Annotated in this window: 30 protein-coding genes; 22 read left to right on the forward strand and 8 right to left on the reverse strand. The window is 58.9% G+C overall.

The annotated features are described in order from the left end of the window. The first annotated feature begins 51 nt into the window (after positions 1 to 51). Entirely contained in the window at positions 52 to 1,392 is a 1,341-nt protein-coding gene (locus ACGHU1_RS04985) for a hypothetical protein (RefSeq protein ID WP_390584069.1), read from the forward strand. Between the two features lie 13 nt (positions 1,393 to 1,405). Here the strand turns inward: ACGHU1_RS04985 and ACGHU1_RS04990 are convergent, their stop codons facing one another. Beyond that, positions 1,406 to 2,062 carry a YqaA family protein gene (locus tag ACGHU1_RS04990; protein ID WP_390584072.1) on the reverse strand — a complete coding sequence of 219 codons (657 nt, stop codon included), beginning with the start codon at positions 2,060 to 2,062 and terminating at the stop codon, positions 1,406 to 1,408. A 213-nt stretch (positions 2,063 to 2,275) separates the two neighbouring features. Between ACGHU1_RS04990 and ACGHU1_RS04995 the strand changes: the two genes are divergently transcribed. From ACGHU1_RS04995 to ACGHU1_RS05090, 20 genes are all read left to right on the forward strand, one after another. Further along, positions 2,276 to 2,764 (forward strand): hypothetical protein, encoded by a 489-nt coding sequence (locus ACGHU1_RS04995; RefSeq protein WP_390584075.1) that lies wholly within the window; start codon positions 2,276 to 2,278, stop codon positions 2,762 to 2,764. Continuing rightward, positions 2,761 to 4,086 carry a DNA-packaging protein gene (locus ACGHU1_RS05000; protein WP_390584077.1) on the forward strand — a complete coding sequence of 442 codons (1,326 nt, stop codon included), beginning with the start codon at positions 2,761 to 2,763 and terminating at the stop codon, positions 4,084 to 4,086. The genes ACGHU1_RS04995 and ACGHU1_RS05000 overlap by 4 nt, the downstream gene beginning before the upstream one ends. 42 nt (positions 4,087 to 4,128) lie before the next feature. Next, a complete protein-coding gene (locus ACGHU1_RS05005; RefSeq protein WP_390584080.1) occupies positions 4,129 to 5,286 on the forward strand; it encodes a phage portal protein in 1,158 nt (385 codons plus the stop codon). Further along, positions 5,283 to 5,588 (forward strand): DUF6127 family protein, encoded by a 306-nt coding sequence (locus ACGHU1_RS05010; protein WP_390584083.1) that lies wholly within the window; start codon positions 5,283 to 5,285, stop codon positions 5,586 to 5,588. Before ACGHU1_RS05005 ends, ACGHU1_RS05010 begins: the two co-directional genes overlap by 4 nt. Next, positions 5,585 to 5,992 (forward strand): HK97 family phage prohead protease, encoded by a 408-nt coding sequence (locus ACGHU1_RS05015; RefSeq protein ID WP_390584086.1) that lies wholly within the window; start codon positions 5,585 to 5,587, stop codon positions 5,990 to 5,992. The genes ACGHU1_RS05010 and ACGHU1_RS05015 overlap by 4 nt, the downstream gene beginning before the upstream one ends. 76 nt (positions 5,993 to 6,068) lie before the next feature. Further along, a complete protein-coding gene (locus ACGHU1_RS05020; RefSeq protein ID WP_390584089.1) occupies positions 6,069 to 7,241 on the forward strand; it encodes a phage major capsid protein in 1,173 nt (390 codons plus the stop codon). Between the two features lie 146 nt (positions 7,242 to 7,387). Beyond that, positions 7,388 to 7,939 carry a hypothetical protein gene (locus tag ACGHU1_RS05025; RefSeq protein ID WP_390584092.1) on the forward strand — a complete coding sequence of 184 codons (552 nt, stop codon included), beginning with the start codon at positions 7,388 to 7,390 and terminating at the stop codon, positions 7,937 to 7,939. Positions 7,940 to 7,949: 10 nt separating this feature from the next. Beyond that, positions 7,950 to 8,111, forward strand: coding sequence for a hypothetical protein (locus tag ACGHU1_RS05030; RefSeq protein WP_390584095.1), 162 nt, complete (start codon positions 7,950 to 7,952; stop codon positions 8,109 to 8,111). 5 nt (positions 8,112 to 8,116) lie between these two features. After that, a complete protein-coding gene (locus tag ACGHU1_RS05035) occupies positions 8,117 to 8,512 on the forward strand; it encodes a DUF3168 domain-containing protein (RefSeq protein WP_390584096.1) in 396 nt (131 codons plus the stop codon). A gap of 4 nt (positions 8,513 to 8,516) precedes the next feature. Continuing rightward, a complete protein-coding gene (locus tag ACGHU1_RS05040) occupies positions 8,517 to 8,924 on the forward strand; it encodes a phage tail tube protein (protein WP_390584099.1) in 408 nt (135 codons plus the stop codon). Continuing rightward, on the forward strand, positions 8,921 to 9,235 hold the full coding sequence (locus ACGHU1_RS05045) for a gene transfer agent family protein (RefSeq protein WP_390584101.1): 315 nt from the start codon (positions 8,921 to 8,923) through the stop codon (positions 9,233 to 9,235). The genes ACGHU1_RS05040 and ACGHU1_RS05045 overlap by 4 nt, the downstream gene beginning before the upstream one ends. Continuing rightward, the gene (locus ACGHU1_RS05050; protein ID WP_390584104.1) at positions 9,232 to 9,435 is read left to right on the forward strand and encodes a phage tail assembly chaperone; all 204 of its coding nucleotides are present in this window, start codon (positions 9,232 to 9,234) and stop codon (positions 9,433 to 9,435) included. Before ACGHU1_RS05045 ends, ACGHU1_RS05050 begins: the two co-directional genes overlap by 4 nt. Beyond that, positions 9,428 to 10,000, forward strand: coding sequence for a tail tape measure protein (locus tag ACGHU1_RS05055; RefSeq protein WP_390584106.1), 573 nt, complete (start codon positions 9,428 to 9,430; stop codon positions 9,998 to 10,000). The genes ACGHU1_RS05050 and ACGHU1_RS05055 overlap by 8 nt, the downstream gene beginning before the upstream one ends. A gap of 15 nt (positions 10,001 to 10,015) precedes the next feature. Next, positions 10,016 to 12,340: a DUF2460 domain-containing protein gene (locus tag ACGHU1_RS05060; RefSeq protein ID WP_390584109.1), complete on the forward strand. Its 2,325-nt coding sequence runs from the start codon at positions 10,016 to 10,018 to the stop codon at positions 12,338 to 12,340. Next, positions 12,340 to 13,155 (forward strand): DUF2163 domain-containing protein, encoded by an 816-nt coding sequence (locus ACGHU1_RS05065; protein ID WP_390584112.1) that lies wholly within the window; start codon positions 12,340 to 12,342, stop codon positions 13,153 to 13,155. The genes ACGHU1_RS05060 and ACGHU1_RS05065 overlap by 1 nt, the downstream gene beginning before the upstream one ends. Then, positions 13,152 to 13,565, forward strand: a complete 414-nt coding sequence (locus ACGHU1_RS05070) for a hypothetical protein (RefSeq protein WP_390584114.1) — start codon at positions 13,152 to 13,154, stop codon at positions 13,563 to 13,565. Before ACGHU1_RS05065 ends, ACGHU1_RS05070 begins: the two co-directional genes overlap by 4 nt. An 18-nt stretch (positions 13,566 to 13,583) precedes the next feature. Further along, positions 13,584 to 15,764, forward strand: coding sequence for a phage tail protein (locus ACGHU1_RS05075; protein WP_390584117.1), 2,181 nt, complete (start codon positions 13,584 to 13,586; stop codon positions 15,762 to 15,764). Between the two features lie 17 nt (positions 15,765 to 15,781). Continuing rightward, the gene (locus ACGHU1_RS05080) at positions 15,782 to 16,234 is read left to right on the forward strand and encodes a DUF2793 domain-containing protein (protein ID WP_390584119.1); all 453 of its coding nucleotides are present in this window, start codon (positions 15,782 to 15,784) and stop codon (positions 16,232 to 16,234) included. A 193-nt stretch (positions 16,235 to 16,427) separates the two neighbouring features. Next, on the forward strand, positions 16,428 to 17,540 hold the full coding sequence (locus ACGHU1_RS05085) for an OmpA family protein (protein WP_390584122.1): 1,113 nt from the start codon (positions 16,428 to 16,430) through the stop codon (positions 17,538 to 17,540). An 88-nt stretch (positions 17,541 to 17,628) separates the two neighbouring features. Beyond that, on the forward strand, positions 17,629 to 18,195 hold the full coding sequence (locus tag ACGHU1_RS05090; RefSeq protein ID WP_390584125.1) for a superoxide dismutase family protein: 567 nt from the start codon (positions 17,629 to 17,631) through the stop codon (positions 18,193 to 18,195). Here the strand turns inward: ACGHU1_RS05090 and ACGHU1_RS05095 are convergent. The 7 genes from ACGHU1_RS05095 to ACGHU1_RS05125 form a co-directional block, all read right to left on the reverse strand. After that, on the reverse strand, positions 18,192 to 19,877 hold the full coding sequence (locus tag ACGHU1_RS05095) for an MFS transporter (protein ID WP_390584127.1): 1,686 nt from the start codon (positions 19,875 to 19,877) through the stop codon (positions 18,192 to 18,194). The genes ACGHU1_RS05090 and ACGHU1_RS05095 overlap by 4 nt on opposite strands. Positions 19,878 to 19,917: 40 nt before the next feature. Further along, positions 19,918 to 20,616, reverse strand: a complete 699-nt coding sequence (gene queC, locus ACGHU1_RS05100; protein WP_390584130.1) for a 7-cyano-7-deazaguanine synthase QueC — start codon at positions 20,614 to 20,616, stop codon at positions 19,918 to 19,920. A 57-nt stretch (positions 20,617 to 20,673) separates the two neighbouring features. After that, on the reverse strand, positions 20,674 to 21,072 hold the full coding sequence (locus ACGHU1_RS05105; RefSeq protein ID WP_390584132.1) for a hypothetical protein: 399 nt from the start codon (positions 21,070 to 21,072) through the stop codon (positions 20,674 to 20,676). A gap of 102 nt (positions 21,073 to 21,174) precedes the next feature. Then, a complete protein-coding gene (locus tag ACGHU1_RS05110) occupies positions 21,175 to 22,065 on the reverse strand; it encodes an Hsp33 family molecular chaperone HslO (RefSeq protein ID WP_390584135.1) in 891 nt (296 codons plus the stop codon). Positions 22,066 to 22,127: 62 nt separating this feature from the next. Beyond that, positions 22,128 to 23,072, reverse strand: a complete 945-nt coding sequence (gene argF, locus ACGHU1_RS05115) for an ornithine carbamoyltransferase (RefSeq protein ID WP_390584138.1) — start codon at positions 23,070 to 23,072, stop codon at positions 22,128 to 22,130. Next, complete coding sequence (locus ACGHU1_RS05120) at positions 23,072 to 24,262, reverse strand: aspartate aminotransferase family protein (RefSeq protein ID WP_390584141.1); 1,191 nt, start codon at positions 24,260 to 24,262, stop codon at positions 23,072 to 23,074. The genes argF and ACGHU1_RS05120 overlap by 1 nt, the downstream gene beginning before the upstream one ends. Positions 24,263 to 24,386: 124 nt before the next feature. Further along, positions 24,387 to 25,178, reverse strand: a complete 792-nt coding sequence (locus ACGHU1_RS05125) for a cold-shock protein (RefSeq protein WP_390584143.1) — start codon at positions 25,176 to 25,178, stop codon at positions 24,387 to 24,389. Positions 25,179 to 25,517: 339 nt separating this feature from the next. On the opposite strand from ACGHU1_RS05125, the gene ACGHU1_RS05130 reads away from it, so the two are divergent. Next, a complete protein-coding gene (locus tag ACGHU1_RS05130) occupies positions 25,518 to 25,949 on the forward strand; it encodes a TIGR01244 family sulfur transferase (RefSeq protein ID WP_390584146.1) in 432 nt (143 codons plus the stop codon).

Genomic DNA, 25,949 nt, shown 5'->3' on the forward strand with positions numbered 1-25,949 from the left:
GGATGCGGAGGGGGTGGATCTTCGCCTACGCCATCTCCCACACCTCCACCTGTGCAAACAGCGCCAGCACTGACCTCCAGCACGTCCTTAAGGCTGGCTGAAAACACGACCGGGACATTCTACACCGCGACAGCTTCCGACCCGCAAGGCGATCCGGTAACGATTGAGCTTTTCTCAGGCGCTGATGCCGATAAGTTCGTGATGGATGCGAATGGCAATTTGCGGTTCAATGGCAATCCGAATTTCGACCTGCCGGTCGATGCAAATTTGAACAACGTCTATGAAATCTCGCTGCGTGTTTCAGCAGGCGGGGAAAGCCGAATTTATTCGGTTGGCATCACGGTCGAGAACGATCGCGAGGGGATTGTCGTAAGACGCGTGGCCACCGGCATTCAGGATCCCGTTGCGATCGCTCAAATCGTGGGGGAACCGACCCTGCTTATCGCGGAATCATCTGGCCGGGTTCTCCGGTTTGATCAAACCAATGACACGCTGGTGGAGGATACGTTCATTCGCGATTCTCGTCTGCCTGGCGATATTCTGGAAATTGGTTACGCATTCCCGGGCAGGACTTATCAGGAGGGTGTTTACATGATCACCCACAGCCCGACCGAGGGGCTGTTATTGCAGGCATTCGATGCCGATCGCAGCGCATTTTCATCGACAAAGCTTGCAGAACCCTGGTCACAGCCGACCACGGTATCCTTTATTTATCAGCCCAAGGTGATGATTGCAGTCGGCGCCCCTACGCAAACGGAGGCTCAGGATGCCTCGACGGGCTATGGTAAACTGTTTGAGCTTGGGGTCTTCAATCCGTATGCTGTCGCCAGTGTTCCGGACCCGACATCAGTGGTGCTGCTGCCCAAGATAATCGGCGACGGTATCCAGCAGCCCGGCGGTTTTTCTTTGGCTGGAAACTTTTCATATCTGGCGGATCGCGGATCGAGTGTTAGCCATGAATTGACAATTTTCCGGCCCGAATGGCGCCCACTTGATTTCGGCTGGCCGTTTTACGAAGGCGCCGAAGAGGTGCGCGTAGACGCACCAGCTCAGGTTAACGGTCCGACTCTTGTTTACGAGATTGGAGACGGACGCAATCAGGGGCGCGGCATCATTGCCGGTCAATTGTTCCGCGAAGAATTCGACCCGGCGTTCGGAGATGCTTATGTTTTCTTCGATGTTAACGGGACCATTTTCTCGATCCCGACCAGCACGCTCAATAATGGTTTCAGACACTCGGCAAATGTGTTTGAGAACAAAACGCAGGACTTTGTCCCTGACGCGGGCGAGATCGGCTCGATTGTCGGTTATGGCGCGGGCGTCGGATCAACATTTTTCTACCTGCTCGACAGCGACGGCGAACTGTTTGAAGTAACGCAGGAAAGCAAATGATGCCGGCCGGGTCTTAGTCCGCAGCGATATCTTCGATGCTGGTTACGCTGTCGCAGCGGTTGTCTGACGCTTCATCATCGCCGCCGCCCAGCTGCGTCATCGCGACGAACCCTGCGACAACGAGCACCACGAAGATCGTCGTCACCGTGCCCAGATATTGATCAATCACCCGCTTGATCGGCGCGCCAAAGATCTGGAACAGCACCCCGACCACCATGAAAATCAGCGCCCGGCCCGCAATCGCTGCGCCCAGGAACGTCAGCAAATCCATTTCGATGAAGCCTGCCGTAATTGTCATCAGCTTGAACGGAATCGGCGTTCCTGCCGCCAGGAATACTGCCGCTGCGCCCTGATCGCGGATATAACATGCCGCGACGGGAAAACTTTCGGTGAGGCCCAGCGCGCCCAGCATCCAGGCACCCACAGCCTCATACAGGAAATATCCGATAGCATAGCCGAGCAGACCGCCCAGCACCGACGAGACCGTGGCTATGGCCGCATATTTCAGCGCCTTTTTCGGCTGCGCAAGACACATCAGGCCAAGCAGGGGATGCGGCGGGATCGGGAAAAAGCTGGATTCAATAAAGCAGAAAAATGCGAGCCAGTAGGGCGCCTGCCGGTGGGCTGCCTTATCCATGGTCCAATTGTAGAGCGCGCGCAGCCAAGCCATGAATTCGAAAGCCCTTCTTCCGTATGAGCGCGCACGCTTAAGCGAGGGGCTTTGCAGGCGCAACAGCCATTATATAACCTATTTGGCACTTTTGTATTGACATCGTCACGCTCTTTGGTTAGTAAGGGGCATAGTCGAAAAATACCGAGTCGCCAGCAGGCAGCTTCCCTCTCCGGGACGCTGCCTTTTTTGTGCCTGCAACGGAGAAGAACGATGGCCGCCAAGGGCAAACAGCGCACCGAAATTAAACGCCAGTTCAAAGAAGGAGAAGCCGCGCGGCTGAACCGTCATTGGCGCGGCTTGTTTCTGGATTACCTCGCCGAAAGTTCAAACGTTTCGGAATCCGCACGCAAAGCCGGGGTCAACACCAGCCGCGCCTACAAGGTCCGCCGCGAAGAGCCGGAATTTGCAAGGCAGTGGCTCGCCGCCTTGTGGGAGGGGTATGTCCATCTGGAAATGGAAGTGCTCCGCCGCCTTCGCGAAGGTGACCAGCAGACAGATGCAGCGGACAAATACGATTTCGCCAACGCGATCCGCCTGCTCAATGCGCACCGTGACAACGCCGCGCGCGCTCAGGCTGAAATGCGCAATGTAAGCGCGGCAGAAGTGCGGGCATCCATCGACCGCAAAGTAGAGGACATTCGGCTGCGTCTGCGGCAGAGCGCAGGCCGTCCAGCAGCCGATGAGGCCAAAGATCAATGAGCGAAAAGCTCGACTGGCTGGCGCAAGCCGGCCCGGACGAATTTGATCGGCTCGCTCAATCCTTCAACACCGCCGAACGTGATGAATTTCTCTACCACTGGAAATTTTTTGCCCGCGAGACCCAGTTCGCGCCGCCGGGTGATTGGCGCATCTGGCTAATCATGGCCGGGCGCGGGTTTGGAAAGACCCGCGCCGGGTCGGAATGGGTCCGCACTATCGCAGATAGCCACCCTGCAGCGCGCATTGCGCTGATCTCGTCCTCACTGGCCGAAGCACGTTCTGTCATGGTCGAGGGGGAAAGCGGCATCCTCGCCTGCTGCCCGCCCGACCGCGAGCCTGTATTCGAACCGTCCCTCAGGCGGCTGACATTTCCCAATGGCGCGCAGGCACAGCTGTTTTCCGCAGCGGAACCAGAAAGCCTTCGTGGGCCGCAGCACAGCCATGCGTGGTGTGACGAGATCGGCAAGTGGCCGCTCTCTCACGAGCGCGCTTCACGGTGCTGGGACAATTTGATGATGGGCCTCAGGCTCGGCAGCGATCCGCGCGTAACGGTCACGACGACGCCGCGCGCGGTTCCGCTGGTGCAGCGTTTACTGCGACAGGAAGGTGCCGCCTCGACCGTGGTTTCGCGCGGTTCGACCTATGACAATGCCAGCAACCTGCCGCGCAGGTTCCTGGACGCGATGGAGAGCGAATATGCAGGTAGCCAGCTCGCCCGGCAGGAAATCGGCGGCGAGCTTGTCACCGATATCGAAGGCGCTTTGTGGAGCAGATCGCTGATCGAGCAATGCCGTGAACGCGGTGCCCGGCCGCAGGACCGCCGGATTGTCGTCTCGGTCGATCCGCCCGCATCCAGCACCGGGGATGATTGCGGCATCGTGGTCGCCGCCATGGGTGACGACGGGCATGGCCGCGTGCTCGCTGATTGTTCGGTTGCAAAGGCCCAGCCCAGCGAATGGGCGGCCGCTGTCGCCCGTGCAGCCAATGACTGGAAGGCCGACCGCGTCATCGCCGAAGCCAATCAGGGCGGCGCTATGGTCGAGGCGGTCTTGCGGGCTGCGCAAAGCACCCTGCCCGTAAAACTTGTCCACGCGACCCGCGGCAAAACGGCGCGGGCCGAGCCGATTGCGGCCCTCTACGCCTCTGGCCGGGTGAAACATTGCGGGCTGTTTCCGCAGCTCGAAGACCAGATGTGCGGATTGATGGTTGGCGGCGATTATGCCGGACCGGGCCGCAGTCCCGACCGTGCCGATGCGCTTGTCTGGGCGCTTTCTGAATTGATGCTCAACCCTGCCGCTGTCCCCAGCGTGCGCACGATCTGACGGGCATTCCGCCCTGACATTTGCCTTAACAAAGGAACAGCTATGGCTTTGTTCGAAACACTGCTCTCCGCCTTTAAAAGCGGGGAGGCAAACCGCATGCCGCTCTCACCGCATCATTTTGCTGCATATTCTTCGGCTTTTGACGGCGGCGGGCGGGCGCCTGCTTACGATTATGACCGCGCGGTGCGCACGGGTTTTCTAAGTAATCCGATTGCCCAGCGCGCCGTGCGCATTGTGGCAGAGGGCGTGGGACAGGCTCCGCTGTCGGCGGGCGATGATGCGCTGAAAGCATTGGTCGCCGCCACCAGTGCAGGCCAACCGCTGCTGGAAACGCTGGCCGCGCACCTCCTGCTGCACGGCAACGGATATGTGCAGATAATCAAGGATGCAGCGGGCCGTCCGGTGGAACTGTTCGCCCTGCGCCCGGACCGCGTGAAGGTCATTGCCGGAAGCGATGGCTGGCCATGCGCATATGAATACACCGTCGCCGGAGACGCAATCCGCATCCCGGTTGAGGATGAAGATGGCTGGCCCGGCATCATCCATATCAAGACCATGCATCCACTGGAGGATCATTACGGTGCGGGCGCTCTCGAGGCCGCGCATCAGGCCATAATGATCCACAATGCCGCCGCCGAATGGAACCGCGCCTTGCTGGAAAACGCTGCGCGGCCATCGGGCGCGTTGGTGTATGATGCCGATGACGGTGCAAACCTGACCACGGATCAGTTTGACCGCCTGAAACGAGAGCTTGAGATGGCCTATTCGGGCGCGGTCAATGCGGGCCGGCCAATGGTGCTGGAGGGCGGACTCACATGGCAAAGCATGGCGCTGACCCCGGCGGACATGGATTTTGCCACGCTTAAAAGCGCCGCCGCGCGCGAAATTGCGCTGGCATTCGGTGTGCCGCCCATGCTGCTCGGTCTGCCGGGTGACAACACCTATTCAAATTACCGCGAGGCCAATCGTGCGCTGTGGCGGCTTACGCTTTTGCCGCTCGCGGCCAAGCTGTTCTCCGCCATTCAGGAGGGGCTAACCCCGTGGTTTCCCGAGGCCAGCCTGTCGGTCGATCTCGATCAGGTCACTGCTCTTTCGGAGGACCGCGAACGGCTCTGGAAACAGGTGTCGGATGCGGATTTCCTCTCGCCTGCTGAAAAACGAACGATGCTTGGCCTTGCGGCAGAGGGAGAGGCGCAATGAACCGCTCCGACGTAATTGCCAGCCTGATGATGCAGGCCAGCAAGGAAGGCGCAGAAACCGCCACACTGCGGGCCATAATCGAGGAGACGAGCGAGCTGGCTGCCGATCGTGCGCTGGGCCGGATGGGCCTTGCCGATGCGGGGGCGGAGGATGATCTGGGCGAACTGCGCGAATTGCTTGGCGCGTGGCGCGAGGCGAAATCCTCCGCTTGGAAAGCGATGATCGACTGGGCCATCCGCGCCGTTTTGGCGATGCTGCTGATTGGTATCGCGGTGCGCGCCGGTGTGTGGGACTTGCTATGACCGATACGAAGCCCATCCGGTTTGCCGGATATGCCGGTCTGTTCGATGTGCCCGATGCTGACCGCGATATGATCCGAAAGGGCGCTTTTGCCGAAACCCTGTCGCGGCGCAGCGCCCCGCTACCGCTTCTTTGGCAGCATCGCCCCGAACAGCAGATCGGAGAGATCGAAAGCGTCACGGAGGACGAGCGCGGGCTGCGCGTTGTCGCCCGCATTGATCGGCCCCAAAGCCGCGCTGCACGGATGCTGATGGAACGCACGGTGAGCGGCCTCAGCTTTGGCTACCGCGCCCGGCTTTCGCGTGTGACCGATGCGGGACGCGAACTGAATGAAATCGACCTCTTTGAAGTGAGCCTCGTCACTCACCCATTGCAACACGGCGCGCGGGTTCACCTCGTCGCCTGACCCTTGCTCATTTGAGCACCCACCGGTCGCCCTTGGGGCGGCCTTTTTCATGCCCGAAAGAAAGGCCCGATACCCTATGGATATCACTGTTACCCCAAACACCGTGACCACCGGTTCTGCCAAGCCCGCAGACCCGATGGAGCAAAGTTTCGATCTGGTTGCCCGGCAGGACAAGGCAGACGAAGAGATTGCCGGTCTGCGAACCGATGTCGATGAGGTCAAAGCCCGTCTCGACAAGGTTTCGCGGGCGGCATCGCGTCCCGCCATCGGCGGCGCGCGTGAGACAGCAAGCGAAGAGGTCAAAGGTTTTGTTGACGGCTATCTTCGCCGTGGCCGGGAAACCGAAGTGAAGTCGATCAACGGCTCCGTCCCTTCCGATGGCGGCTATGCCGTGCCCCGGACGATCGATGCCATGATCGCCCGCGAGCTGGCCGAAATCAGCCCGATCCGCTCGCTTGCGCAGGTCGTGCAGACCGGCACTTCGGGCTATCGCAAGCTGGTGGCAACGGGCGGCACGGCATCCGGATGGGTCAGTGAAACCGCTGGCCGTCCCGAAACGAGCGCTCCGAATTTCGCTGAAATCGCCCCTCCCGGCGGCGACCTCTATGCCAACCCCGCTGCGAGCCAGTCGATGCTGGATGACGCCGGTTTCGACATCGAAAGCTGGCTGGCGAATGAGATCGCCATCGAATTTGCCCGCGCAGAAGGTGCCGCGTTTGTGGGCGGAACCGGGATCGATCAGCCGGAAGGTTTCCTTACCGCCCCGACCGGCACCGGCGAAGACGGCGTGCGCGCTTTTGGCCAGATCCAGTATATCGGATCGGGCGATGCCGCCGGTTTCGATGCTGCGCCAGAGGCGAAGCTGATCGACCTTATTCATTCACTGAAAGCGGGCCACCGTCAGGGCGCAAGCTTCGTGATGAATTCGGCGACATTGGCGACTGTGCGCAAGCTCAAGACTGCCGATGGCGCGTTTCTGTGGCAGCCGGGCATGGTCGAAGGTCAGCCGGATCGCCTGCTTGGCTATCCGGTGGTCGAAGCAGAAGACATGCCGGATGTGGCGAGCAGCGAATTCCCGATCGCCTTCGGGAATTTCCGTCACGGCTATCTGATTGCTGAACACAGCGCGACGAAAGTCCTGCGTGATCCGTTCACCAACAAGCCGTTCGTCCACTTCTACGCGACCAAGCGTGTGGGCGGCAAAGTGCTCGATTCCAACGCGATCAAGCTGCTTAAAATCGAAGCGTAAACCTTACGCTTTGACATGATCCCGGCAAGGTTGAGTTCCCCCTTTTCTCCCTTGCCGGTTCCTGCACCCGCGCCGCCCGCGGCAATTCCTCCCGCCGCGAAGAGCGGCGCGGGTGCACTTTTTCAACTATTCTGGGAGACCCCGCAATGCAGCGGACAATTACGCAGGCGGCCGACGTATCGGGAGAACCGCTGGCGGACCTCAAGAGCTGGCTCGGCATATCCCGGACCAATGAAGATGAATTGCTGATCGGCCTGCTGCGCGCAAGCCTGGATATATGCGAAGGCTTTACCGGACAGATGCCGCTCGCCCAGACGGTCGAGGAACGCGTCTCGCCCATGGCAGGATGCCGCACCCTCGCATCACAGCCACTTGTGAACGTGGTGTCCGTGCAGGCGATCGCAGAAGGCGGAACCCGCGCCGAGCTTGCCCCGGATAGCTACACGGTGACCTTGCAAGCGGCAGGCGGCGCCTCTTTCGAGCTTAAACGAAGTCTGCCTGATCAATTGGTCGCCATTTCGCTGGTCGCCGGGATTGCGGGCGATTGGCAGACCATGCCGGGCGCTCTCAAACAGGGCGTGATCCGCATGGCCGCCTATCACTACCGCGACCGGGAGGGCGACGGGACGCGCAGCAGCCCGCCGCCTGCCAGCGTCGCTGCATTGTGGCGCCCGTGGCGTCAGCTGCGCCTTTCATGATGGCTCGCCCATGATCCGCGCCACATCGGACATCGCGGATCTTGCCGACCGGCTGCGGGCAAAGGCCGAAAGGCTCGCCGTGGCCAAGGCATCCGCCGCGCGGTCCGTTGCGCATGGCAGGCACCCTTGGCGAAGCGCCGATGCGCTCTGGCCAACATTCGGACAGGACTGACAGACATGGAAAACCACCTTCGCGCCAGTCTGATCGACTGGCTACGCAGCGATCCGGCGCTGGAAACCATCAATTCCATCGAAGAAGAATCGCCCCTGAAAGCAAGCGCCCCCTGGCTTGGCATAGCCGCCAGCGCCTCGGCTGATTGGGGCGTCAAGGGCCGACAGGGGCGCGAGGTTCGCATCGCGCTTGAACTGGAAAGCCGCGCCGATGAACCCGATGCCAACGCACAAGCGCTGGCCGCGATTGAGCGGCGCATTCACGAATTGCCTGTGTTCCAGACCGGTTTCGAACTTGCATCGATCCGGTTCCTTCGCGGCCGCAGCGAGGCCCGACCGAACAATCGGCGCGGTGCGCTGCTGGAATTTCGCTTTCGCATTCTCGAACCACTAACGGAGTAAGCCCATGCCAGCCCAAAACGGCTCAGCCTTCCTGCTCAAAATCGGCGACGGAGCAACGCCGCCTGTCTATGACACGATTGCAGGCCTGCGCACCACGCAGATGTCGATCAACGGTGACCCGGTCGCCATAACCCACAAGCAGTCCGGCGGCTGGCGAGACCTGCTTTCGGGCGCAGGAACGCGCTCCGTTTCGGTCAGCGCAGCCGGTATTTTTCTTGGCAGCGCAGCAGAAAGCGCGCTGCGAGCGCACGCTCTTGCCGGAACGATCGATGATTACGAATTGTCGTTTGAGGACGGCGAGCGATTGCAGGGCCGCTTTCTCGTTCAGCGTCTGGATTACGCTGGCGATTACAATGGAGAGCGCAATTACACGCTGCAGCTGGAAAGCTCCGGTCCGGTGGTCCCTGCGTGAGCCAGCGCGCCAATCCGCTTCGCGGGGAAGCTGAATTTATCATTGCCGGTTCGGTGCATGTGCTGCGGCCAGATTTCACAAGCCTTGTATGCGCGGAAGAAGAGCTCGGTTCGCTATTCGCCTTCGTTGAGCGCGCCTCGCAAGGCGCGTTGACCCTGAACGAAATGGCTGCGCTCATTTGGCATTGCCTCGCCCCGGACAATCGCCCGGAGCGCAAGGAAGTGGGTGATGCAGTGCTTGCTATCGGCCTAGTCGCCGCGACCCAGCCGGTGAAAGCCGTGCTCACGCAGGTGCTGCAAGGCAGGACGTGAGCGAGGATCAATTTGCCAGCGATGCCCGCGCATGGTGCGGAATTGCCGCCCGTGTGCTCGGCTGGAAACCGGCTGATTTCTGGCAAGCCACTCCCGCTGAACTCGTGATGTCCCTGGGCGATCCAGCAGGCAGCGCGGCGACCTCTGCGCCAAGCCGAGAATTAATCCAATCCCTGATGGAGCGCGATGCCAATGAATGACACTTTCGACGAACTCGTGGTTGACGTGCGCGCAACCACAGACGGTTTTTCCGCCGATTTGGACAAGATGCGCGGCTCTCTCGACACGTCGCTGCTTGATGGATTCGACAAAGCTGGCTCTGTTCTGGAACGCGGACTGCTTTCCGCAATCAGACAGGGCAGCCTCGGCTTTGACGACCTGAAAAACGTGGCGATGAGCGCGCTCGACCAGATCGCTTCGCACGCGCTGAGCAATGGGCTCGATTCGATCTTCGGCGGTTCTGGCGGCGGGCTTGGCGGGCTGTTTGGGCAAGGCATCGGTGCCTTGCTTGGCTTGCCCGGCAGGGCGACAGGCGGCCCTGTTTCTCCGGGCCGCGGCTATCTGGTTGGCGAAAATGGTCCCGAATTGTTCGTGCCCACCAGCGCCGGAAAGGTGGAGCCAAACGGCACTCTCGTTTCTGGAAGGCGCGATGTGAAAGTTGCGATCCAGCTTGCCGCACCGCGCGGAACCAGTGCGCCCGTGGCAATGCGCCGGTCATCGCGCCAGGTTGCCAGCGCAGTGCGCCGCGCTCTTCAAGACAGCTGATCAAAGGAGCATTATATGGCTTTCTGGCTGGCCCGCGAACGCCGCGGGCAGGAATCCTCATACATGCAGCGTTTCGACGCGCGTTTCTGGACGGTTGATTTCCCGCGTCCCGCGATGGCCGCGGCCACGGCGTTCGGTGAAAACGTCTTGCGGGTCGATGTCGAGCTGCATCACAAAGGTGAACTGGTCGGTGTAATCTGGGACAGCGTCGATGCGTGGGACCACCCGCTGCTCGCCTATGAAACGAGCCGTGATTATTCCAACACCGTGCTGACATTTGATTGGCGCTCTACAGGCGTAATGGAACTGGACCAGCCCAATGGACCGACGCTGACGATCGAAGGGCGCGATGCAGCAGGCAATCCGCAGACCTGGTATATCCGGCTGTGGAATTACGCAGTCGGCACCCCGACCTCGGCCAGCATAACGCTTCCATTCTCTGAATTGGAGAGCGGGTATGCCCTGCCCGGCACTCCGATCCACGCCGGAGACATCGACCGGATGTTCATCTCTCTGGTGGCCCCCGAATACGAAGCCCGCAGCACTGAACCATTAAGCGAACCGCTGGTCGGTGCGGTCAGGCTGGCGAACCTGAATGTCGATGGGGCGAACGCCATGCTTGAGCTGGGCGATGTCATGCTGCCGCCCCATGGCGAGCGGATGGCCACCGCTTATGACGATGCGTACAACCAGACACCCGAACGCCTGATCCGTAACCTGATCGGGCTCGGTTACCGTGATGATATCGTCCATTATGTGGGCATGAGCCACTTCATGCGGCTTCAGAGGCAGGCTTCTGGCGAATTGAAAGCCGCACCGGATGCAGAGCTGTGCCTGCCCGCGCTGATTTGGACGATCACCTTTTTCCGAAATGCAAAGGCCGCAGATTTCGAAGTCATCGCGTCAATCTCATACGAGTTGTTTGACGAATACTGCCCGGAAAGCTGGAAGCAGAGGACGTATTCAGGCGACCCGGCCCTGACAGGCTGGGAGCCGCCTTCAACGTTATTAAGCCCGGCAAACCCAGAGGCGATGGCATGGCTTCAGACAAGCGCCGGGCGATTTGTCGCCCTTCTGGAATCTGCCGAACTGCCAGTTCGCATGCAGATCGGAGAGCCCTGGTGGTGGGTGACGCCGGAAAAGCAAATCTGCCTCTACGACGATGCTGCGAAAGCGGCGTTAGGCGGACAGCCGGTTCGGATTGACGATCTACGGGACGAAATGGATGCAGCACAGACTGCGCTGCTTGATGCGGCTGGCGCCCTGCTTGCTCAATCAACCGCCGACCTGACTTCATCCATCAGGAAGGCTGCAAACGGCACTGCGGAGGTGCTGCTGCTGGCGTTTACGCCGACCATCCTCGATCAGGAAACGCCCGATCAATACCGGGCAAACCTCCCCGAAGGATGGGCAGCGCCCGCTTTCGACCGGTTACAACTCGAAGATTATGACTGGCTGACGGCTGGCTCTGACGCGCTGCGACGCGCCGCATATACCTTCGTCGATAATCGGCTCGGCTATGCTGCAGAAGATCAGGACTATCTATCAGGTTTTGTCCTCAACCAAGAAGATGCCGAACCATTCTGGACGCGGATCGACAATGCGCTGGACGAAGCGGCCGCCCGCGGGATCCCGCGTCGATATGTCTGGGCGCTGCCGCAGGTCAACCGCGATGGATACACCCGCCTGCTTTCCAATAATGAGGATGCCATGGAACCGTTTGATGACGTGCTTTACCCCTTTGCGCTGGGCCGCAACACCGCTGTCGCGCCAGAGTTTTCTACATCAGTTTCGGTCACGGCATCCGGGCATGAACAGCGCAATTCGCTTTGGTCCGATGCCCGCATCCATTTCGATGTGGGGCCGGGCATACGGTCGGAAAACGAGCTAGCCGAACTGATTGCGTTCTTCCGGGCGCGCAGAGGTCCTGCCCGGGGTTTCAAGATTAGCGATCCGTTTGACCACAGCACTAATGCAATGACAGGCACGCCTACAATGCTCGACCAGCTGATCGGGATCGGCGACGGCGCTACAGCCGATTTCCAATTGCTGAAAACCTACGGGACTGTCGGCGATCCGCAGACGCGTTTCATCACCCGCGTCCGGCCTGAAACGTTGGTCGTCAGTGTTGCGGGCCAAGCGATTTCGGACTGGACGCTGGGCGCGTTCGGGCGATTGCAGCTTGATGCGGCGCCCCCGTTTGGCGCGGAGATCAGGGCCGGCTTCCTGTTTGACGTGCCAGTGCGATTTGCGGAGGACAGAATCGACATTAACGGTGTGAACTTCGAAGCTGGCGAGGCACCCAGCATCCCGCTGATAGAATTGCGGGAAACTGCGTAATGCGCACGTTCTTTGGTCGAAGCCTCGATACAGTCGCGACATTCTGGCGGGTCTATCGGCGGGACGGAATGCTGTTCGCCTTCACCAGCCATGACCGCGACCTGGCATTCGATGGGATGGTGCACAAAGCTGCGCCAGGCATGGTGCCAGCAGCGATCCGAATGACTTCCGACCTTAGCGATGACAGTGCAGAGGTCGAAGGCGCGCTTTCGCATTCGTCAATCAGCCAAATGGATCTGGAGGCTGGACTGTTCGATGCCGCCCAAATCGAGATCGGAGCAGTCGCTTGGGAGACGCTGGAAAACCACATCATTTTCAGCGGCGAGCTTGGGCAGATCGAAGATGACACGCGCGGGTTCAAAGCTGAACTGAAGTCGGCCAAACGCATACTTGAAGAAGATCTGGTGCCCAGGACAAGTCCAACTTGCAGGGCAGAATTTTGCGGCCCTGGCTGCGGCATCTCATCACGGCTTTTCACTCGAACCGATGCGTTGGCTGCCGTCGATATCGAGTTGAACCGGGTGCAATTCCAAACGGCAACCGGCTCTGACTTTGTTGATGGGCAAGTGCGCTTTCTTGGCGGCCCTCAAACAGGTTTGCCTTTCTCCATAATCGCGCACGAGGCTGGGTGGTTTACGCTCGACCGTTCAATCGCGGCAGGCACCGCCGCCGGAACCCGCGCGCAGGTTAGAGAAGGCTGTGATCACACCTTGCAAACATGCAGCGCGCGATTTGCCAACGCTGCAAATTTTCGCGGCGAACCCTTTTTGCCGGGCAATGATCTTTTGACGCGTTACGGCCAGGGGTTGGGATGATCGCACCTCTCGCCAGCGGCCACCATCTGGCCATGGCGGCTGCGACGTTCGAAGGGTGCCGGTTCAGACTGCACGGAAGAAACCCGGTCACGGGCCTGGATTGCATTGGCCTTCTCGCCGTGAGCCTCAATGCTATCGGGCGCGATCATGGACTTCCCGTTAACTATGGGCTGCGCAATAGCGGCGTCACGCATCTGTTCGGTTGCGCGCAGCAATCTGGCTTCGTTTCCGTCACGGGAACGGTGAGGGCTGGAGACGTGCTGTTAACATCGCCCGGACCTGCCCAATATCACATTGCAATCGCCGACAATCGAGCGGGCATCATCCACGCGCATGCCGGACTGCGGCGCGTGGTTTGCCAGTCGCGCATCAGCTTGCCTGACCCGGTGCAAATCTGGCGGCTTCCATGAAATTGAAAGGATAGCGTTATGGCGACACTGCTTTTGACTGCGGTCGGCACAGCTCTGGGCGGACCGATAGGAGGCGCAATTGGCGGCCTGATCGGGCGTCAGGTGGATGGTGAGATTTTCGGCGGCGGCGCTCGGGAAGGTGCGCGGCTTTCGGAGCTTTCGGTAACCACATCCAGCTATGGTCAGCCGATTCCGCGAATATTCGGCCGCATGCGGGTGGCGGGCACTGTGATCTGGTCGACCGATTTGGCCGAACAGTCCCAGAAACAGGGCGGCGGCAAAGGCAGCCCCTCCACAACTACATACACGTATTCTGTTTCATTCGCCGTGGCGCTTTCCAGCACACCAATCGCACGCATCGGACGGATATGGGCGGACGGCAACCTGCTCAGGGGAAGCGCAGGCGACCTCAAGGTCGAAGGGCAAATGCGCACCTATCTCGGCGATGGCCTCGCATCGGTTGACCCGGTCATCGCCGCTGACAAAGGCGAGCTGGCTCCTGCATTTAGGGACACAGCCTACGTCGTGTTCGAAGACCTGCAACTCGGCGATTTCGGCAACCGGATACCGGCACTGACTTTCGAGGTATTCGCAAAAAACTCAGCGGACGTATCGCTTGGCGAAATCGTGCCGAAGACTGTGAATTCCGATGGCGGGCAAAGCCTTGATTTTGCACGCGGGTTTGCCGATGAAGGCGGCTCGCTGGCCTATTCGCTTGCGGCAATTGATCGGGTCTATCCATTGGCCTGTGTAGTAGCCGATGGCGGCTTAAACCTCGCCAGTAAGGATGTTCTTCCGGAAACGGTCATGATGCTTCCTGAACAGCTTTCGCAAGATGATAGCGAAGAAGCAGCATCGCGCCACAAACAGCGCGCAGACCAGGAGGCGGGCAGATCGATTGCTCTTCGCTATTACGATGAGGACCGCGATTATCAGCCTGGCGTCCAACGGGCCGTCGGTCGGCGTAATACCGGCCGTGAACAATCAATTGATCTGCCCGCCACATTGACCGCCGATGGCGCGAAACAGCTGGCTAACAGCACCGCCAGCCGATCACGTTGGCGGCGGGAGCAAGTCAGTTGGAGAGTCGGAGAATTGAACCCGCAGATCCGGCCGGGAAGTATCGTGAAATTGCCCGGATCGCCGGGCAACTGGCTCGTTAAAAACTGGGAATGGTTTGACCGGGGAATTGAGCTCGGCCTTGAAAGGGTGGCGCCTACCACCAGCACTGTCGTCGGCGGAGATGCTGGCACCACGATTGCGCCAGTCGATGTTGCCGCCCCCGCTACCGAATTGGCTGTGTTTGAGCTTCCGCCAGACGGATCGGGCGACGTCAATATACCGCAAATATTTGCAGCAGCGGGCGCGGTGAATTCAAGCTGGAGCGGCGCGGCGCTGTATATCGAGCAAGGTACCGCACTCGTCCCGGTTGGCACAACCGGAAGGCAGCGAAGCGTAATCGGAGCACTTGGCGGGCAGCTTAATCCGTCGGGCAGCAGGTATTTTGAACCAGAAGCGTATCTACTTGTTACCCTGCCTGAAAGTGACCTCGCATTCGAAAATACCGACCTCATTGGTCTTGCGAATGGTGCCAACAAGGTCACGGTTGCAGGCGAAATCATCCAGTTTTTGAAGGCTGAGAAGCAAACGGCGACGCTCTGGAAACTATCAGGATTGCTGCGCGGGCGCGGCGGCACCGAGGACTTGGCTGCGGCGGGTCATGCGCCGGGGGCGCCTGTAGTCCTGATTGATGAAAGCCTTACAGTGCTGAATCATTTGCAAGTTCCATCCAGCGAAACGACGCGGATCGCCGCAATCGGCCGCGGAGACGAACAACCTGTTTATGCCACGCTTAAGAATTCGGGGCTCTCGCGGCGGCCACCTGCTCCCGTTCATGCACGATCGGCTTTGTTGCCAGGCAATACGGTCCAATTCCGCTGGACACGCAGAGCAAGAGGGCAGTGGCAATGGGACCAAATTGGCGAAGTTGCGCTGATAGAAAATACCGAACGCTACCTTGTTGGTTATGGACCAACCTCAAATCCGTATCAGATTTGGGAAACCGAACAGCCAACTTTCGAATTGAGCGAGGCGGCACAATCAGCGCTTACGACGAGCTTCGGCCCTGATGCTTTGTGGGTGAGACAGATTGGCACCTACGCGCAATCTTCACCTCTCGTTCTTGCAAATCTTGTCTGACTTAAAGGAGGTCATTCATGACCGACACTTCCATGTTCCCATCAACGACAGCGCATTTCAATTTGCCACTACTTTTCGCAGGACAGGCCCAGAAAGAATTCTTCATTAATCAATCATTTGCTATGATAGACGGTCTGACCAGACACGCGGTGGAAAGCGCGCGAAATGAACCGCCTGCCGCAGCGGACGAAGGTGAATGCTACCGGGTCACAGCACCTGCATTGGGTGGCTGGTCGGGAAGAGAAGACAATCTCGCCATCATGATTGGAGGGACGTGGCATTTCATCGTTCAAAGCGAAGGGATGATGATCTTTAACGTGGCGGAAAATCGCTTTGAGATATTCAAATCCGGGTGGCTGGCGGCTTCTGCCCCGAACACACCATCGGGCGGCGCCACTGTCGACACCGAAGCGCGAACAGCAATCCAAGAGATCGTGTCGGAGCTTAGAGAAATCGGACTTTTCGCCTAAGCTGCATTTCAATTCAAAATTGAATTTTCGGGTTCTTAGGTCCTTGAATTGATTGAATTGGTCATTTTTTTGCGTCAAATGCACGATAGCGGCATTATTGCAACAGTTTGAATGCAATGTTTGCTTGCCACCTTTTTATCGGGAAGTTAGAGACGCAGTGTGCCTCAATCCGATATAAAAGGGGATTATTAGAATGCGTAAATTCGTCATTGGTATGGCGATGGCTTCGACGGCGCTAACTGCACCTGCCACGGCTCGCGAAGGCCAGTGGTACATTCAGGGTGATGGTGGCGTGATGGTTGTTGAAGACATCGATTTTGATGTGAACGACGGCGCAGCAGATGCTACGTCCGAGTATGACACCGGTTACGACTTCGGCGGTCTTGTCGGCTATGATTTCGGCGCTTTCCGCCTCGAAGCAGAAGCCAGCTACCGCGCAGCAGATGCTGAGCAGCTGTTTTACGGCGCCGCAGTGCCGACTCAGGTTGCTGCAGGAACTACTGCTGAAGCTTCCGGGGAGTTCAACGCTCTCAGCTTTATGGTGAACGGCCTTTTCGACTTCGGTTCGGATGACGGCATTCAGGCATTTGCTGGCGGCGGTATCGGTGTGGCTCGCGTTGACGTCGACGCGAACTTCTTCTCGAACCTCGCTCCGGTCTTCGATGACTCTGATACGGGTCTTGCTTGGCAGCTTCTCGCGGGTGTCCGCGCGCCGCTTAGCGATAGCTGGGATGTCGGACTGAAGTATCGCTACTTCAATGCTGAGAATGTCGAAATTCTCGACACACTTGGCAACTCGCTCGAAACCGATCTGAGCACGCACTCGATCCTGGGTTCGATCGTTTACAACTTCGGTGGTGAAGCACCGCCTCCGCCGCCACCACCGCCACCACCGCCACCGCCGCCACCACCGCCGCCACCGCCGCCGCCACCTGCGCCGCCGCCACCGCCGCCGTGCAACACTGGCCCGTATATTGTCTTCTTCGATTTCGATGAGTCGACGATCACGGCAGAGGCTGCGACGATCCTCAACAACGCAGTCACAGCTTATGCAAACTGCGGTACGGCAAACGTCATGCTGGCTGGTCACACCGACCGTTCCGGCAGCGTTACCTACAACATGGGTCTGGCAGAACGCCGCAACTCTTCGGTACGTGATTACCTCACGGGCCGCGGAATTCCGGATGGCCGGATCAGCAGCGAAGCATTCGGCGAATCGCAGCCGCGTGTGCCAACTGCAGACGGTGTTCGCGAACTGCAGAACCGCCGTGTCGAAGTGACTTACGGTCCGGGTTCGGGCATGTAAGTTTGAGCTTCACGCTCTGACAAGATTGAGGGGCCGGAGTAATCCGGCCCCTTTTTCGTTTTAACCTCCAGAACCGGTAGGAACTTTGATGGCTACTTATCCAAAACTCTTCGCACTCGCTTCGGTGGCATCCACACTCGCCGCATGTGGGACAGCTGATCAGGCGACACTACCCGATCCGAGCGAGGCACCCACAAATGTCTTGTTTGGCACTGCAGATATGGTGGGACCCAATGGCGCCACGCTCGGGACCGTAGAGATGCAGAAAGTGACCAGCGGCATTGAATTGAAACTAAAAGCGACCGGCTTGGAACCTGGAGAAAAGGCGTTTCATCTGCACACTGTAGGAGACTGTTCCGCAGCCGATTTCACCTCAGCGGGCGGTCATCTTAATCCCGAAGGGCACACTCATGGCGCCCTTAGCGATGGTGGCCAGCATCTGGGTGATTTACCGAATATCAGCGTCGATGAAACAGGTTCAGTCAATACCGAAGTCCTGCTTGAAACCACGCTTCAAGATTTGCCATCTGTGATCTTCGACGAAGACGGCACTGCGGTGATGCTACACGCTGGACCGGACGACTATCTCACCGATCCTGCCGGCGCTGCAGGCCCGCGAATTGCATGCGGTGTAGTTCAGTCTCCAGAAGGCTAAGCCGGGTTAGTTGCCACTGCCGGCTCACCTGCTGCATTGGCTCGCTCCACCACGGTCGCATTAGCTTTCGGCACCAATCGCAAGGCCGCGGTTAACAGCAAGAGACCGATAGGGGTGATCCAGAGCGTGGCGAGCACTCCGCGGCTAAGGTCGCCATCATTTTGAGCCGAAACGTAGCCAGCCGTGTACGGCCCAAGTGCCAAGCCCACTAATGTTGTTGCCAAGAAAAATGTGGCGGTCGCGGTTCCCCTCATCCGTGGCAAAACTAGCGCTTGGCTACTTGCCGCTGCCGCGCCCAAGGCAGAGGCAGCAAGAGCGCCTACGACCACATTCAACAACAAGAAAAGCGTCCAGCTTTCGGTTGTGTATTGAACAATTGCGAACGGAATAGGACTGAGCAGACCGAACAATACCACCCAGATGCGCCCGCCTTGCGTGCGCGTGTATAGGTAATCGGCCATGCGCCCCCCAAGTATGACGCCGAGAAAGCCTCCAGCGGCTCCGCCACCGCCAAGCCAAAAGCCAAGCTCTGCTTTGGAAACGTCAAAGATGCGCTCGGCATAGGGTGCTCCCCAATATGATGCCGAATACGCCATGAACGCGACGGTGCCGTACCCCAGAATGGTGCACAGGAACGCTGGCGAACCCCAAGTCAGAGCGAAGGTCGGATAGTCTCGCTTGCGCAACGCGCTAGCCCAGCAAAAAACGGCATAATATCCGATCCCCAGCAGAAACCATTGGTCGGTAACCGGAAGGAGCGAAACGCCCAGCAGAGAGCCGAGCCCAGCAACTATCACGCCCTCACCGGAATCGAGCAAATGCGTAATGATTGCCGCGGCTACTAACGCAAAAAAGAAAATTGCTATATTGATAGCGAGCGCCTGCGCGCCGCGTGCGGCCGCACCAAAAAATGTGAAGCCCGGAATGACTGTATAGAGTTCTTGGACGAAGCCTCTAAATGGATGGGGATCTTCAGGTGTTTCAAGCCCGTCAATTGCGCCTCGAACCGGCTCTTTCAATGTAAATACCCAAACAGCCAGTAACAATCCTGGCATCCCTACCGCGATAAAGGCGGCCTGCCAGCCGGCGAGGCCGAACCAAGGGTCGCCTTCTGGGTAAATCCGGTTCCAATTGTCCACGATCACCCCGCCGATTGCGAGTGAAATTCCCCCGCCGATATATAATCCCGACGAGTAAATCGCGAGCGCGGTTGCACGGAGCCGAGCGGGGAACCAGTCCGAAATAAGCGAATATGCCGATGGGCTCGCAGTCGCCTCGCCCACACCCACGCCGATCCTTGCGACCGTCAAAGTTGCGGTATCCCGGGCAAAGCCTGACACAGCAGTCATCGCAGACCACAGCGACAAGCCAAGCGTCATCAAACGCACCCGCTTCCAGCTATCGGCCAACTTACCCAGCGGAATTCCGAAAAGCGCATAGAAAATGGCGAATGCGGTGCCGTACAAGAAGCCGAGATACGCGTCATCAACGCCCAGATCTGCTTTGATATCGTTGGCAAGGATGGACAGGATCTGCCGGTCGATAAAGTTCAGCACGTAAATCAGTACAAGCACACTTAGCGCGTACCAGCTGTAAGCTGGCACTGGCTGTTCACTTGCTACCTGATGCTCGGTCGGATCCTGCTCCTCGGCAGTGGCTTCGCTCAAAGATCGATCCCCCATACTTTCATTATAATTATAAGGCAGCGAGGCGGTGATTGCCTCACGCTGCGTACACCGTGCTATCCGTTATTCCCGCTTCGGCAAAACCCTTTTTCCGCAAGCGGCACGAATCGCACAGACCGCAAGCCGACCCCTCGATCGTGGGGTCGTAGCAGGACCAACTCCATGACGGATCAAGACCAAGGCGGCTGCATTCCGATGCGATGTCCGCCTTGGTCATATGCTGAAGCGGCGTGTGGATTGTGAACGAAGTTCCCTCGACACCGGCCTTCGTGCCGAGCCGGGCAGTTTCTGCAAAGCTTTCGATGAATTCAGGGCGGCAATCAGGATAACCGGAATAGTCGAGAGCATTCACCCCGATAAAGACATCGCTCGCTCCGGAAGCTTCCGCAAAAGCGGTTGTAAGCGACAGGAATACGAGATTTCGGGCCGGTACATACGTAACGGGTATATCGTCACCGACCCCCGATTTCGGGACATCGATTTCGTCGGTCAATGCTGATCCGCCGATCGCTCTCATATCCAGCGCGATCTCTGCGTGCGATGATAGATCAAGCCTGTCAGCAATCCGCTTCGCCGACTGCAGCTCAAGCTTGTGCCGCTGGCCATAATCAATGCTAAGCGCCCGGACACTGAATCCCTGTTCTTTCGCAATTGCTGCGGTAACCATGGAATCCAGACCACCGGATAGCAGTACGATTGCGGCGGGATTGTTCTGTAAAGCCTTTTGGTCGCTCATACCGCGACGATTAGCGGGATTGCTGGAATTGGCAACGCCGCTAATTGTTTGAACGGATTAGCGGCAGGTACCCGTTAGACGGGCTTCTGCCACAAACTGGAACGGCACGCCCGATTCGATCCCCTGACTTTCAATCTGGACGAGGTTGCCAGTTTCCCGGCGGATGGACGTCCGCCCATAGCCGTTTCCGGGGCAGGTATATTGAACGGTCACTTTGGTTGCTGCGTCATCTACGACAAAACGGCTGCAATCAGCTTCCTTGTGCCGAAGCTGGATGAGTTCGCGGCCTGAGCGGACGCACACTTTCCTGATCGGAGCCCCGTCGCGGTAGGTAACGGTCCATTCCCCCTTGGCGATGCCTGCCAGCATTTTCAGCCCGCCAGCCTGCGAGAAAGCAGGCACGGCAAAACTGGCAGCGCCCAAAAAGAGCGCCAGTCCGGCAACATATCTGCTCATAAACGCTCGTCTCATAATTTGTTAGTCTTCACTTGTTCGATCCTATTCACTTGGACGTTCTCGCACATGCGCGATGAAACGTTCTTGAACAGCGGCGAGCCGTTAAATCGCGAGCTCGAATTCCTTTGCGCAAAAGGCGCAATCGACAACGATCTTGTCGTCGTCATTGCGCATTTCTTCACGTTCTGCGGCAGGAAAACGTTCGATAACGGACGTATAGTAGTCTGCGCTGCAACGACACCCGCGAAAGAGGAGTGCGCCTTGCTGGACGCGCACTTCGTCTTCTTCATGGAACAGGCGCCATGCGATCGCCTCCATCGATAGGTCCTGATCCAGCAATTCTTCGTGACTGATTGTCGATGCAAGATGGGCGACATGCTCCCAGTCGGGATGATCGCTGCGAACATGCAATCGCTCACGGCCGACCTCACCGTCAGCGAGATGCTGGATCAGCAGACCGCCGGCCACTCGTCCCGACCCGCCGGCCCGGCTGGCCACGCGGATGAGTGTGGGGATCTGTTCGGACTGGCTGAAATACATCTCACACGCTTCTGCTAAGCTGTCGCCTTCCAAGGGGACGATCCCCTGGTAACGCTCGCCCGGTCCGGTTTCGAATGTGATTGCCAGATAGCCCTCACCGAAAAGCGCAGAGAGCGGAGGATTTGCGCCAAGCGCCTCCAGCCGATCCGCGTCAAAATCGGCATAGCCGCGCATCTCACCAGCGCGAAAATCGCAGACAAGCAGCGACACGACACCTGTCCGTGTGTGCGCCTGCATGGTCAATTGTCCGGCTCCGCCTTTCAGCAATCCGCCCATCAGCGCGCCAAGAACCAGCGCCTCGCCCAGCAGGTGAGTAATCGGCGCGGGGTAATCGTGCGCCGAAAGCACATCGTCGACAACTTTATCAAGCCGCACCACTCGGGCACGCGCATCTCGCCCGGGCAAGGTGAATCCCAAAAGTTTGTCCGAAAATGTCTCAGCCTGATTTTCCATCAGCCATATATGGTGTGCTCGAATGCCGTGGTGAACCCCTCGCGCGCCAGAATCTTGCCGAGTCAGCCGAGTAAGCCGAAACTCCAGAGCAAGACCGACTTTTGTGCATGGATGCGGTTTTCCGCTTCATCGAATACGACCGATTGCGGCCCTTCGAACACCTCTTCACTCACTTCATCGCCGATATGAGCGGGAAGGCAGTGAAGGAAGATCGCATCGGATTGCGCCTTTTGCATTATCGCGGAATCGACCTGGAACGCCTCCATCGCGGCGCGTTTCTCGTCCGCATCTGCCTGACCCATCGAAATCCACGTGTCCGTGACCAGAACGTCTGCCCCCGTCGCAGCTTGGGCGGCATCCTGGCAAAGCGTGACAGTGCAGCCCGCATTCCGCGCCAAGGACACGAATTCGCTGTCCGGCTCGTATCCTTCGGGAGTGGCGACGCGCACGTTGAACTTCATCAGGCTGGCCGCCTCCAGAATGGAATGTAGCACGTTATTGCCATCGCCGAACCAGGCGACTTCCAGCCCCGGCAGCGATTTGCCATGCTCAATCACGGTGAGTAGGTCAGCTGCGATCTGGCAGGGATGCGACCGGTCTGTCAGCCCGTTGATCACCGGCACACTGGCATGCCGCGCCATTTCTTCGATCTTTGCATGATCGTCCGTGCGCAGCACGATCGCGTCGACCATCCGGCTAAGAACGCGCGCCGTATCGGCGATGGTTTCGCCGCGGCCAAGCTGGCTTGATGCCGAATCGAGAATTAGCACCGTTCCGCCGAGCTGCCGCATTGCGATATCGAAACTGACCCGCGTGCGCGTGGAGTTTTTCTCGAACACCAAAGCCAGCACCTTGCCTGCCAAGGGCGCATCGGCGTCAGCCTTACCCTTGGGCCAGCCGGCCCGCGCAGCCTTGCGGTCGATCGCGTCGCTGATCATGGCGGCGATCGCATCCCCGCCCGCATCGCTCAGATCGAGGAAATGCTGCCCGCTTGTTGGCCCAGCCATTATGCGGGCTCTGGAACCTTGAAGCTGGCAGCGCCCGCCGAAAGCTTTTCAAAAAATTCATCGATCTCCGCATCGCCCAACACCAGCGGCGGGATAATGCGCAGCGTCTGATCGCCCGCTGCCACTGTGAGCAGTTGATGGTTTTCGCGCAGATGCACAAAGAAGGGGCGGCTCTCGACCTTCATTTTCAGGCCGAGCATCAATCCTTTGCCGCGCACCAGCTCAAACAGGTCGGGATAATTTCCGATAAACTGTTCGAGGCGGCTGCGAATGCGTTCACCCTTTTCGCGCACCTCGGCAAGGAACGTCTCGTTCGCGACCGCGTCCATTACCGCGCTGCCCGCCGCCATCGCGAGCGGGTTGCCGCCATAGGTCGAACCATGCGTGCCGAACACCATCCCGCGTGCCGCTTTTTCCGTGGCGAGGCACCCGCCGAGGGGGAAGCCGCCGCCAAGCCCTTTTGCCGTGGCGAGAATATCGGGTTCGATGCCGTATTGTTCGTACGCGTACAAAGTGCCGGTACGCGCAACGCCGCACTGCACCTCATCCAGTGCAAGCATCAGATCATGCTCATCCGCGAGCGCGCGCAGCCCCTGCATGAATTCCATCGAGGCTGGGCGAATGCCGCCCTCGCCCTGAATCGGCTCGACGAGGAACCCGGCAGTGTTCGGCCCGATCAGAGCCTTGGCCGCTTCCAAATCATCGAATTCTGCATATTTGAAACCTTCCAGCATCGGTGAGAAGCCGTGGTGCATCTTGGTCTGGTTCGAGGCGCTGATTGTCGCCATCGTCCGGCCATGGAACGCGTTGGCAAAGGTGATCAGTTCATACCGCGTCGTATCGCCATCATGCTGATGATAGGCGCGTGCGCACTTGATAGCGGTTTCAACCGCTTCTGCGCCCGAATTGGTGAAAAACACGGTGTCGGCAAAGGTGTTGTCGACCAGTTGCTGCGCCAGTTTCTCCCCTTGCGGGCTACCATACAGGTTCGACACATGCATCAGCGTTTCCGCCTGCTGCTGAATCGCATGGATCAGCCCCTCATGCGAATGCCCGAGCAGATTGACCGCAATGCCGCTGGCAAAATCCAGGTAACGCGTGCCATCCTCGTCGATCAGGTGGCAATGCTCCCCGCGAACAGGCCGCACGCCGCAACGCGGATAGACTGGCATGAGCGGTGTAATCGACATAATCGGAAATCCTAGAATGAAATCAGCTGCAAAAACAAATGGCGGCTCTTAAAGGAGCCGCCATCTGGTTTGGAATAAGGCCGCTCGCTTGGTTGGTCAAACGGCCGGGCAAGGTCTGGAGAGTTTACTCCTGAACCGGCACGAGATTGACCGCAGAATATTTTCCGCGTCGATCCACCTCAAGGTCGAATTCAAACCGTTCACCTTCATTGATGGCGGTAAGGCCAGAGCGTTCGACTGCGCTGATGTGCACGAACGCATCGGGCTGGCCATCGTCACGCACGAGGAAGCCAAAGCCTTTCATCGAGTTGAAGAATTTGACCGTGCCTGTCGCCTTGTCACCGGTCAGCTCGCGCTTAGGCGGGCCTTCGGCTTTTTCGACGGCGATCACATCGCCGACAACCTGAAGATCCTGAGCGGAAATTTTACCGCCGCGGTCGACCAGGTTGAATTCCAGTTCCTGACCTTCGGCCAAACCTTCGAGACCAGCGCGTTCGACTGCGCTGATGTGAACGAACACGTCCTCACCGCCAGTTTCCTGCTGGACAAAGCCGAAGCCTTTTTGGCTGTTGAAGAATTTGACGGTGCCTTTACCCGTGCCAACGACCTGTGCGGGCATGCGATTGAAACCGCCGCCGCCGGCGCCGCCGCCGCCGCCACCGCCGCCGCGAGGACCACCGCCCCCACCGCCGCCGCGTGGACCGCCGCCGCCAAAGCCGCCGCGGTCATTGCCGCCGCCGTAACGGTCACCGCCGCCACTGCCGCCGCCACCGCTGTAACGGTCGCCGCCGCGGTCATTGCCGTAATCGCTGGGCGGAGGAAATCCATCCATACCACCACCGAAAGGATCAAAACCTTCCTCACCGAAACCGTCGCGCTTATCCTTGCCGCGCCGACGTCCCCTATCGTAACCCATAATCCGTTGCGTACCTTGTCACACTGCCCGTCCTACAACGCGTCGGTATCGGGGACAGCGATCCGCACCTAACGCAAGCGATCCATCGAAACCTCGAATATCGCTTTCTATTGCGGATCATAGCGCACAAAGCATTGCTTTGCGAATGATTTAACCCGCAGTCACGTTGTGGCGCATAATTATGACACTTTCGATCCCGGCGGAGTGCGCAAATCATTATGCGTTCATTGAAACCAATGGATTATGCCCGTCCGAATACCGCGCGCCGCCCAGTCCGCGATTGAGTTCGCCGGATCGCCGCATTAGCATTGCGAAAACCCACACAAGGATGTCCAGAGCATGAGCGACTTTCGCAAATTGTCCGATTCGGTACTCGTCAGCCCGCAAATCGATTCGAACGATATCGGGGCGGCAAAGGAGATGGGCGTCACTCTGATCGTGAACAACCGGCCCGATGGCGAGGAACCCTCCGCTCCGCAGGGTGATGAGATCGAAGCGGCAGCCAAGCAGGCCGACATGGATTACATTGCGATCCCGATCGGCCATTCAGGTTTCAGCGAACCTCAGATCGATCAGATGATCGCCGCGCTGGATGCCAACGAAGGCGCCGCGCTTGCCTATTGCCGTTCGGGCACGCGTTCTACCCTGCTGTGGTCGCTGGCGCAGGCTAAGAAGGGCGGCGAACCTGACGATATCGCACGGGCGGCCAATGCGGCTGGCTATGACGTCAGCCCGATCCGAGCGATGCTGGATATGCTGGCCGCCCGCTGA

It is taken from the genome of Erythrobacter sp. MTPC3 (genome assembly GCF_042854385.1).
In the GTDB taxonomy this organism is placed as follows: Bacteria; Pseudomonadota; Alphaproteobacteria; order Sphingomonadales; family Sphingomonadaceae; genus Erythrobacter.

Coding starts and splice junctions, on each gene's coding strand:
- ACGHU1_RS05085 (WP_390584122.1), top strand. CDS start 16,428: ATGCGTAAATTCGTCATTGGTATGGCGATGGCTTCGACGGCGCTAACT.
- ACGHU1_RS04995 (WP_390584075.1), top strand. CDS start 2,276: ATGGCCGCCAAGGGCAAACAGCGCACCGAAATTAAACGCCAGTTCAAA.
- ACGHU1_RS05000 (WP_390584077.1), top strand. CDS start 2,761: ATGAGCGAAAAGCTCGACTGGCTGGCGCAAGCCGGCCCGGACGAATTT.
- ACGHU1_RS05125 (WP_390584143.1), bottom strand. CDS start 25,178: ATGGGTTACGATAGGGGACGTCGGCGCGGCAAGGATAAGCGCGACGGT.
- ACGHU1_RS05055 (WP_390584106.1), top strand. CDS start 9,428: ATGAATGACACTTTCGACGAACTCGTGGTTGACGTGCGCGCAACCACA.
- ACGHU1_RS05030 (WP_390584095.1), top strand. CDS start 7,950: ATGATCCGCGCCACATCGGACATCGCGGATCTTGCCGACCGGCTGCGG.
- ACGHU1_RS05120 (WP_390584141.1), bottom strand. CDS start 24,262: ATGTCGATTACACCGCTCATGCCAGTCTATCCGCGTTGCGGCGTGCGG.
- ACGHU1_RS05015 (WP_390584086.1), top strand. CDS start 5,585: ATGACCGATACGAAGCCCATCCGGTTTGCCGGATATGCCGGTCTGTTC.
- ACGHU1_RS05025 (WP_390584092.1), top strand. CDS start 7,388: ATGCAGCGGACAATTACGCAGGCGGCCGACGTATCGGGAGAACCGCTG.
- ACGHU1_RS05130 (WP_390584146.1), top strand. CDS start 25,518: ATGAGCGACTTTCGCAAATTGTCCGATTCGGTACTCGTCAGCCCGCAA.
- ACGHU1_RS05070 (WP_390584114.1), top strand. CDS start 13,152: ATGATCGCACCTCTCGCCAGCGGCCACCATCTGGCCATGGCGGCTGCG.
- ACGHU1_RS05060 (WP_390584109.1), top strand. CDS start 10,016: ATGGCTTTCTGGCTGGCCCGCGAACGCCGCGGGCAGGAATCCTCATAC.
- ACGHU1_RS05095 (WP_390584127.1), bottom strand. CDS start 19,877: ATGGGGGATCGATCTTTGAGCGAAGCCACTGCCGAGGAGCAGGATCCG.
- queC (WP_390584130.1), bottom strand. CDS start 20,616: ATGAGCGACCAAAAGGCTTTACAGAACAATCCCGCCGCAATCGTACTG.
- argF (WP_390584138.1), bottom strand. CDS start 23,072: ATGGCTGGGCCAACAAGCGGGCAGCATTTCCTCGATCTGAGCGATGCG.
- ACGHU1_RS05090 (WP_390584125.1), top strand. CDS start 17,629: ATGGCTACTTATCCAAAACTCTTCGCACTCGCTTCGGTGGCATCCACA.
- ACGHU1_RS05010 (WP_390584083.1), top strand. CDS start 5,283: ATGAACCGCTCCGACGTAATTGCCAGCCTGATGATGCAGGCCAGCAAG.
- ACGHU1_RS05020 (WP_390584089.1), top strand. CDS start 6,069: ATGGATATCACTGTTACCCCAAACACCGTGACCACCGGTTCTGCCAAG.
- ACGHU1_RS05080 (WP_390584119.1), top strand. CDS start 15,782: ATGACCGACACTTCCATGTTCCCATCAACGACAGCGCATTTCAATTTG.
- ACGHU1_RS05035 (WP_390584096.1), top strand. CDS start 8,117: ATGGAAAACCACCTTCGCGCCAGTCTGATCGACTGGCTACGCAGCGAT.
- ACGHU1_RS05040 (WP_390584099.1), top strand. CDS start 8,517: ATGCCAGCCCAAAACGGCTCAGCCTTCCTGCTCAAAATCGGCGACGGA.
- ACGHU1_RS05105 (WP_390584132.1), bottom strand. CDS start 21,072: ATGAGCAGATATGTTGCCGGACTGGCGCTCTTTTTGGGCGCTGCCAGT.
- ACGHU1_RS04990 (WP_390584072.1), bottom strand. CDS start 2,062: ATGGCTTGGCTGCGCGCGCTCTACAATTGGACCATGGATAAGGCAGCC.
- ACGHU1_RS05065 (WP_390584112.1), top strand. CDS start 12,340: ATGCGCACGTTCTTTGGTCGAAGCCTCGATACAGTCGCGACATTCTGG.
- ACGHU1_RS05005 (WP_390584080.1), top strand. CDS start 4,129: ATGGCTTTGTTCGAAACACTGCTCTCCGCCTTTAAAAGCGGGGAGGCA.
- ACGHU1_RS05110 (WP_390584135.1), bottom strand. CDS start 22,065: ATGGAAAATCAGGCTGAGACATTTTCGGACAAACTTTTGGGATTCACC.
- ACGHU1_RS05075 (WP_390584117.1), top strand. CDS start 13,584: ATGGCGACACTGCTTTTGACTGCGGTCGGCACAGCTCTGGGCGGACCG.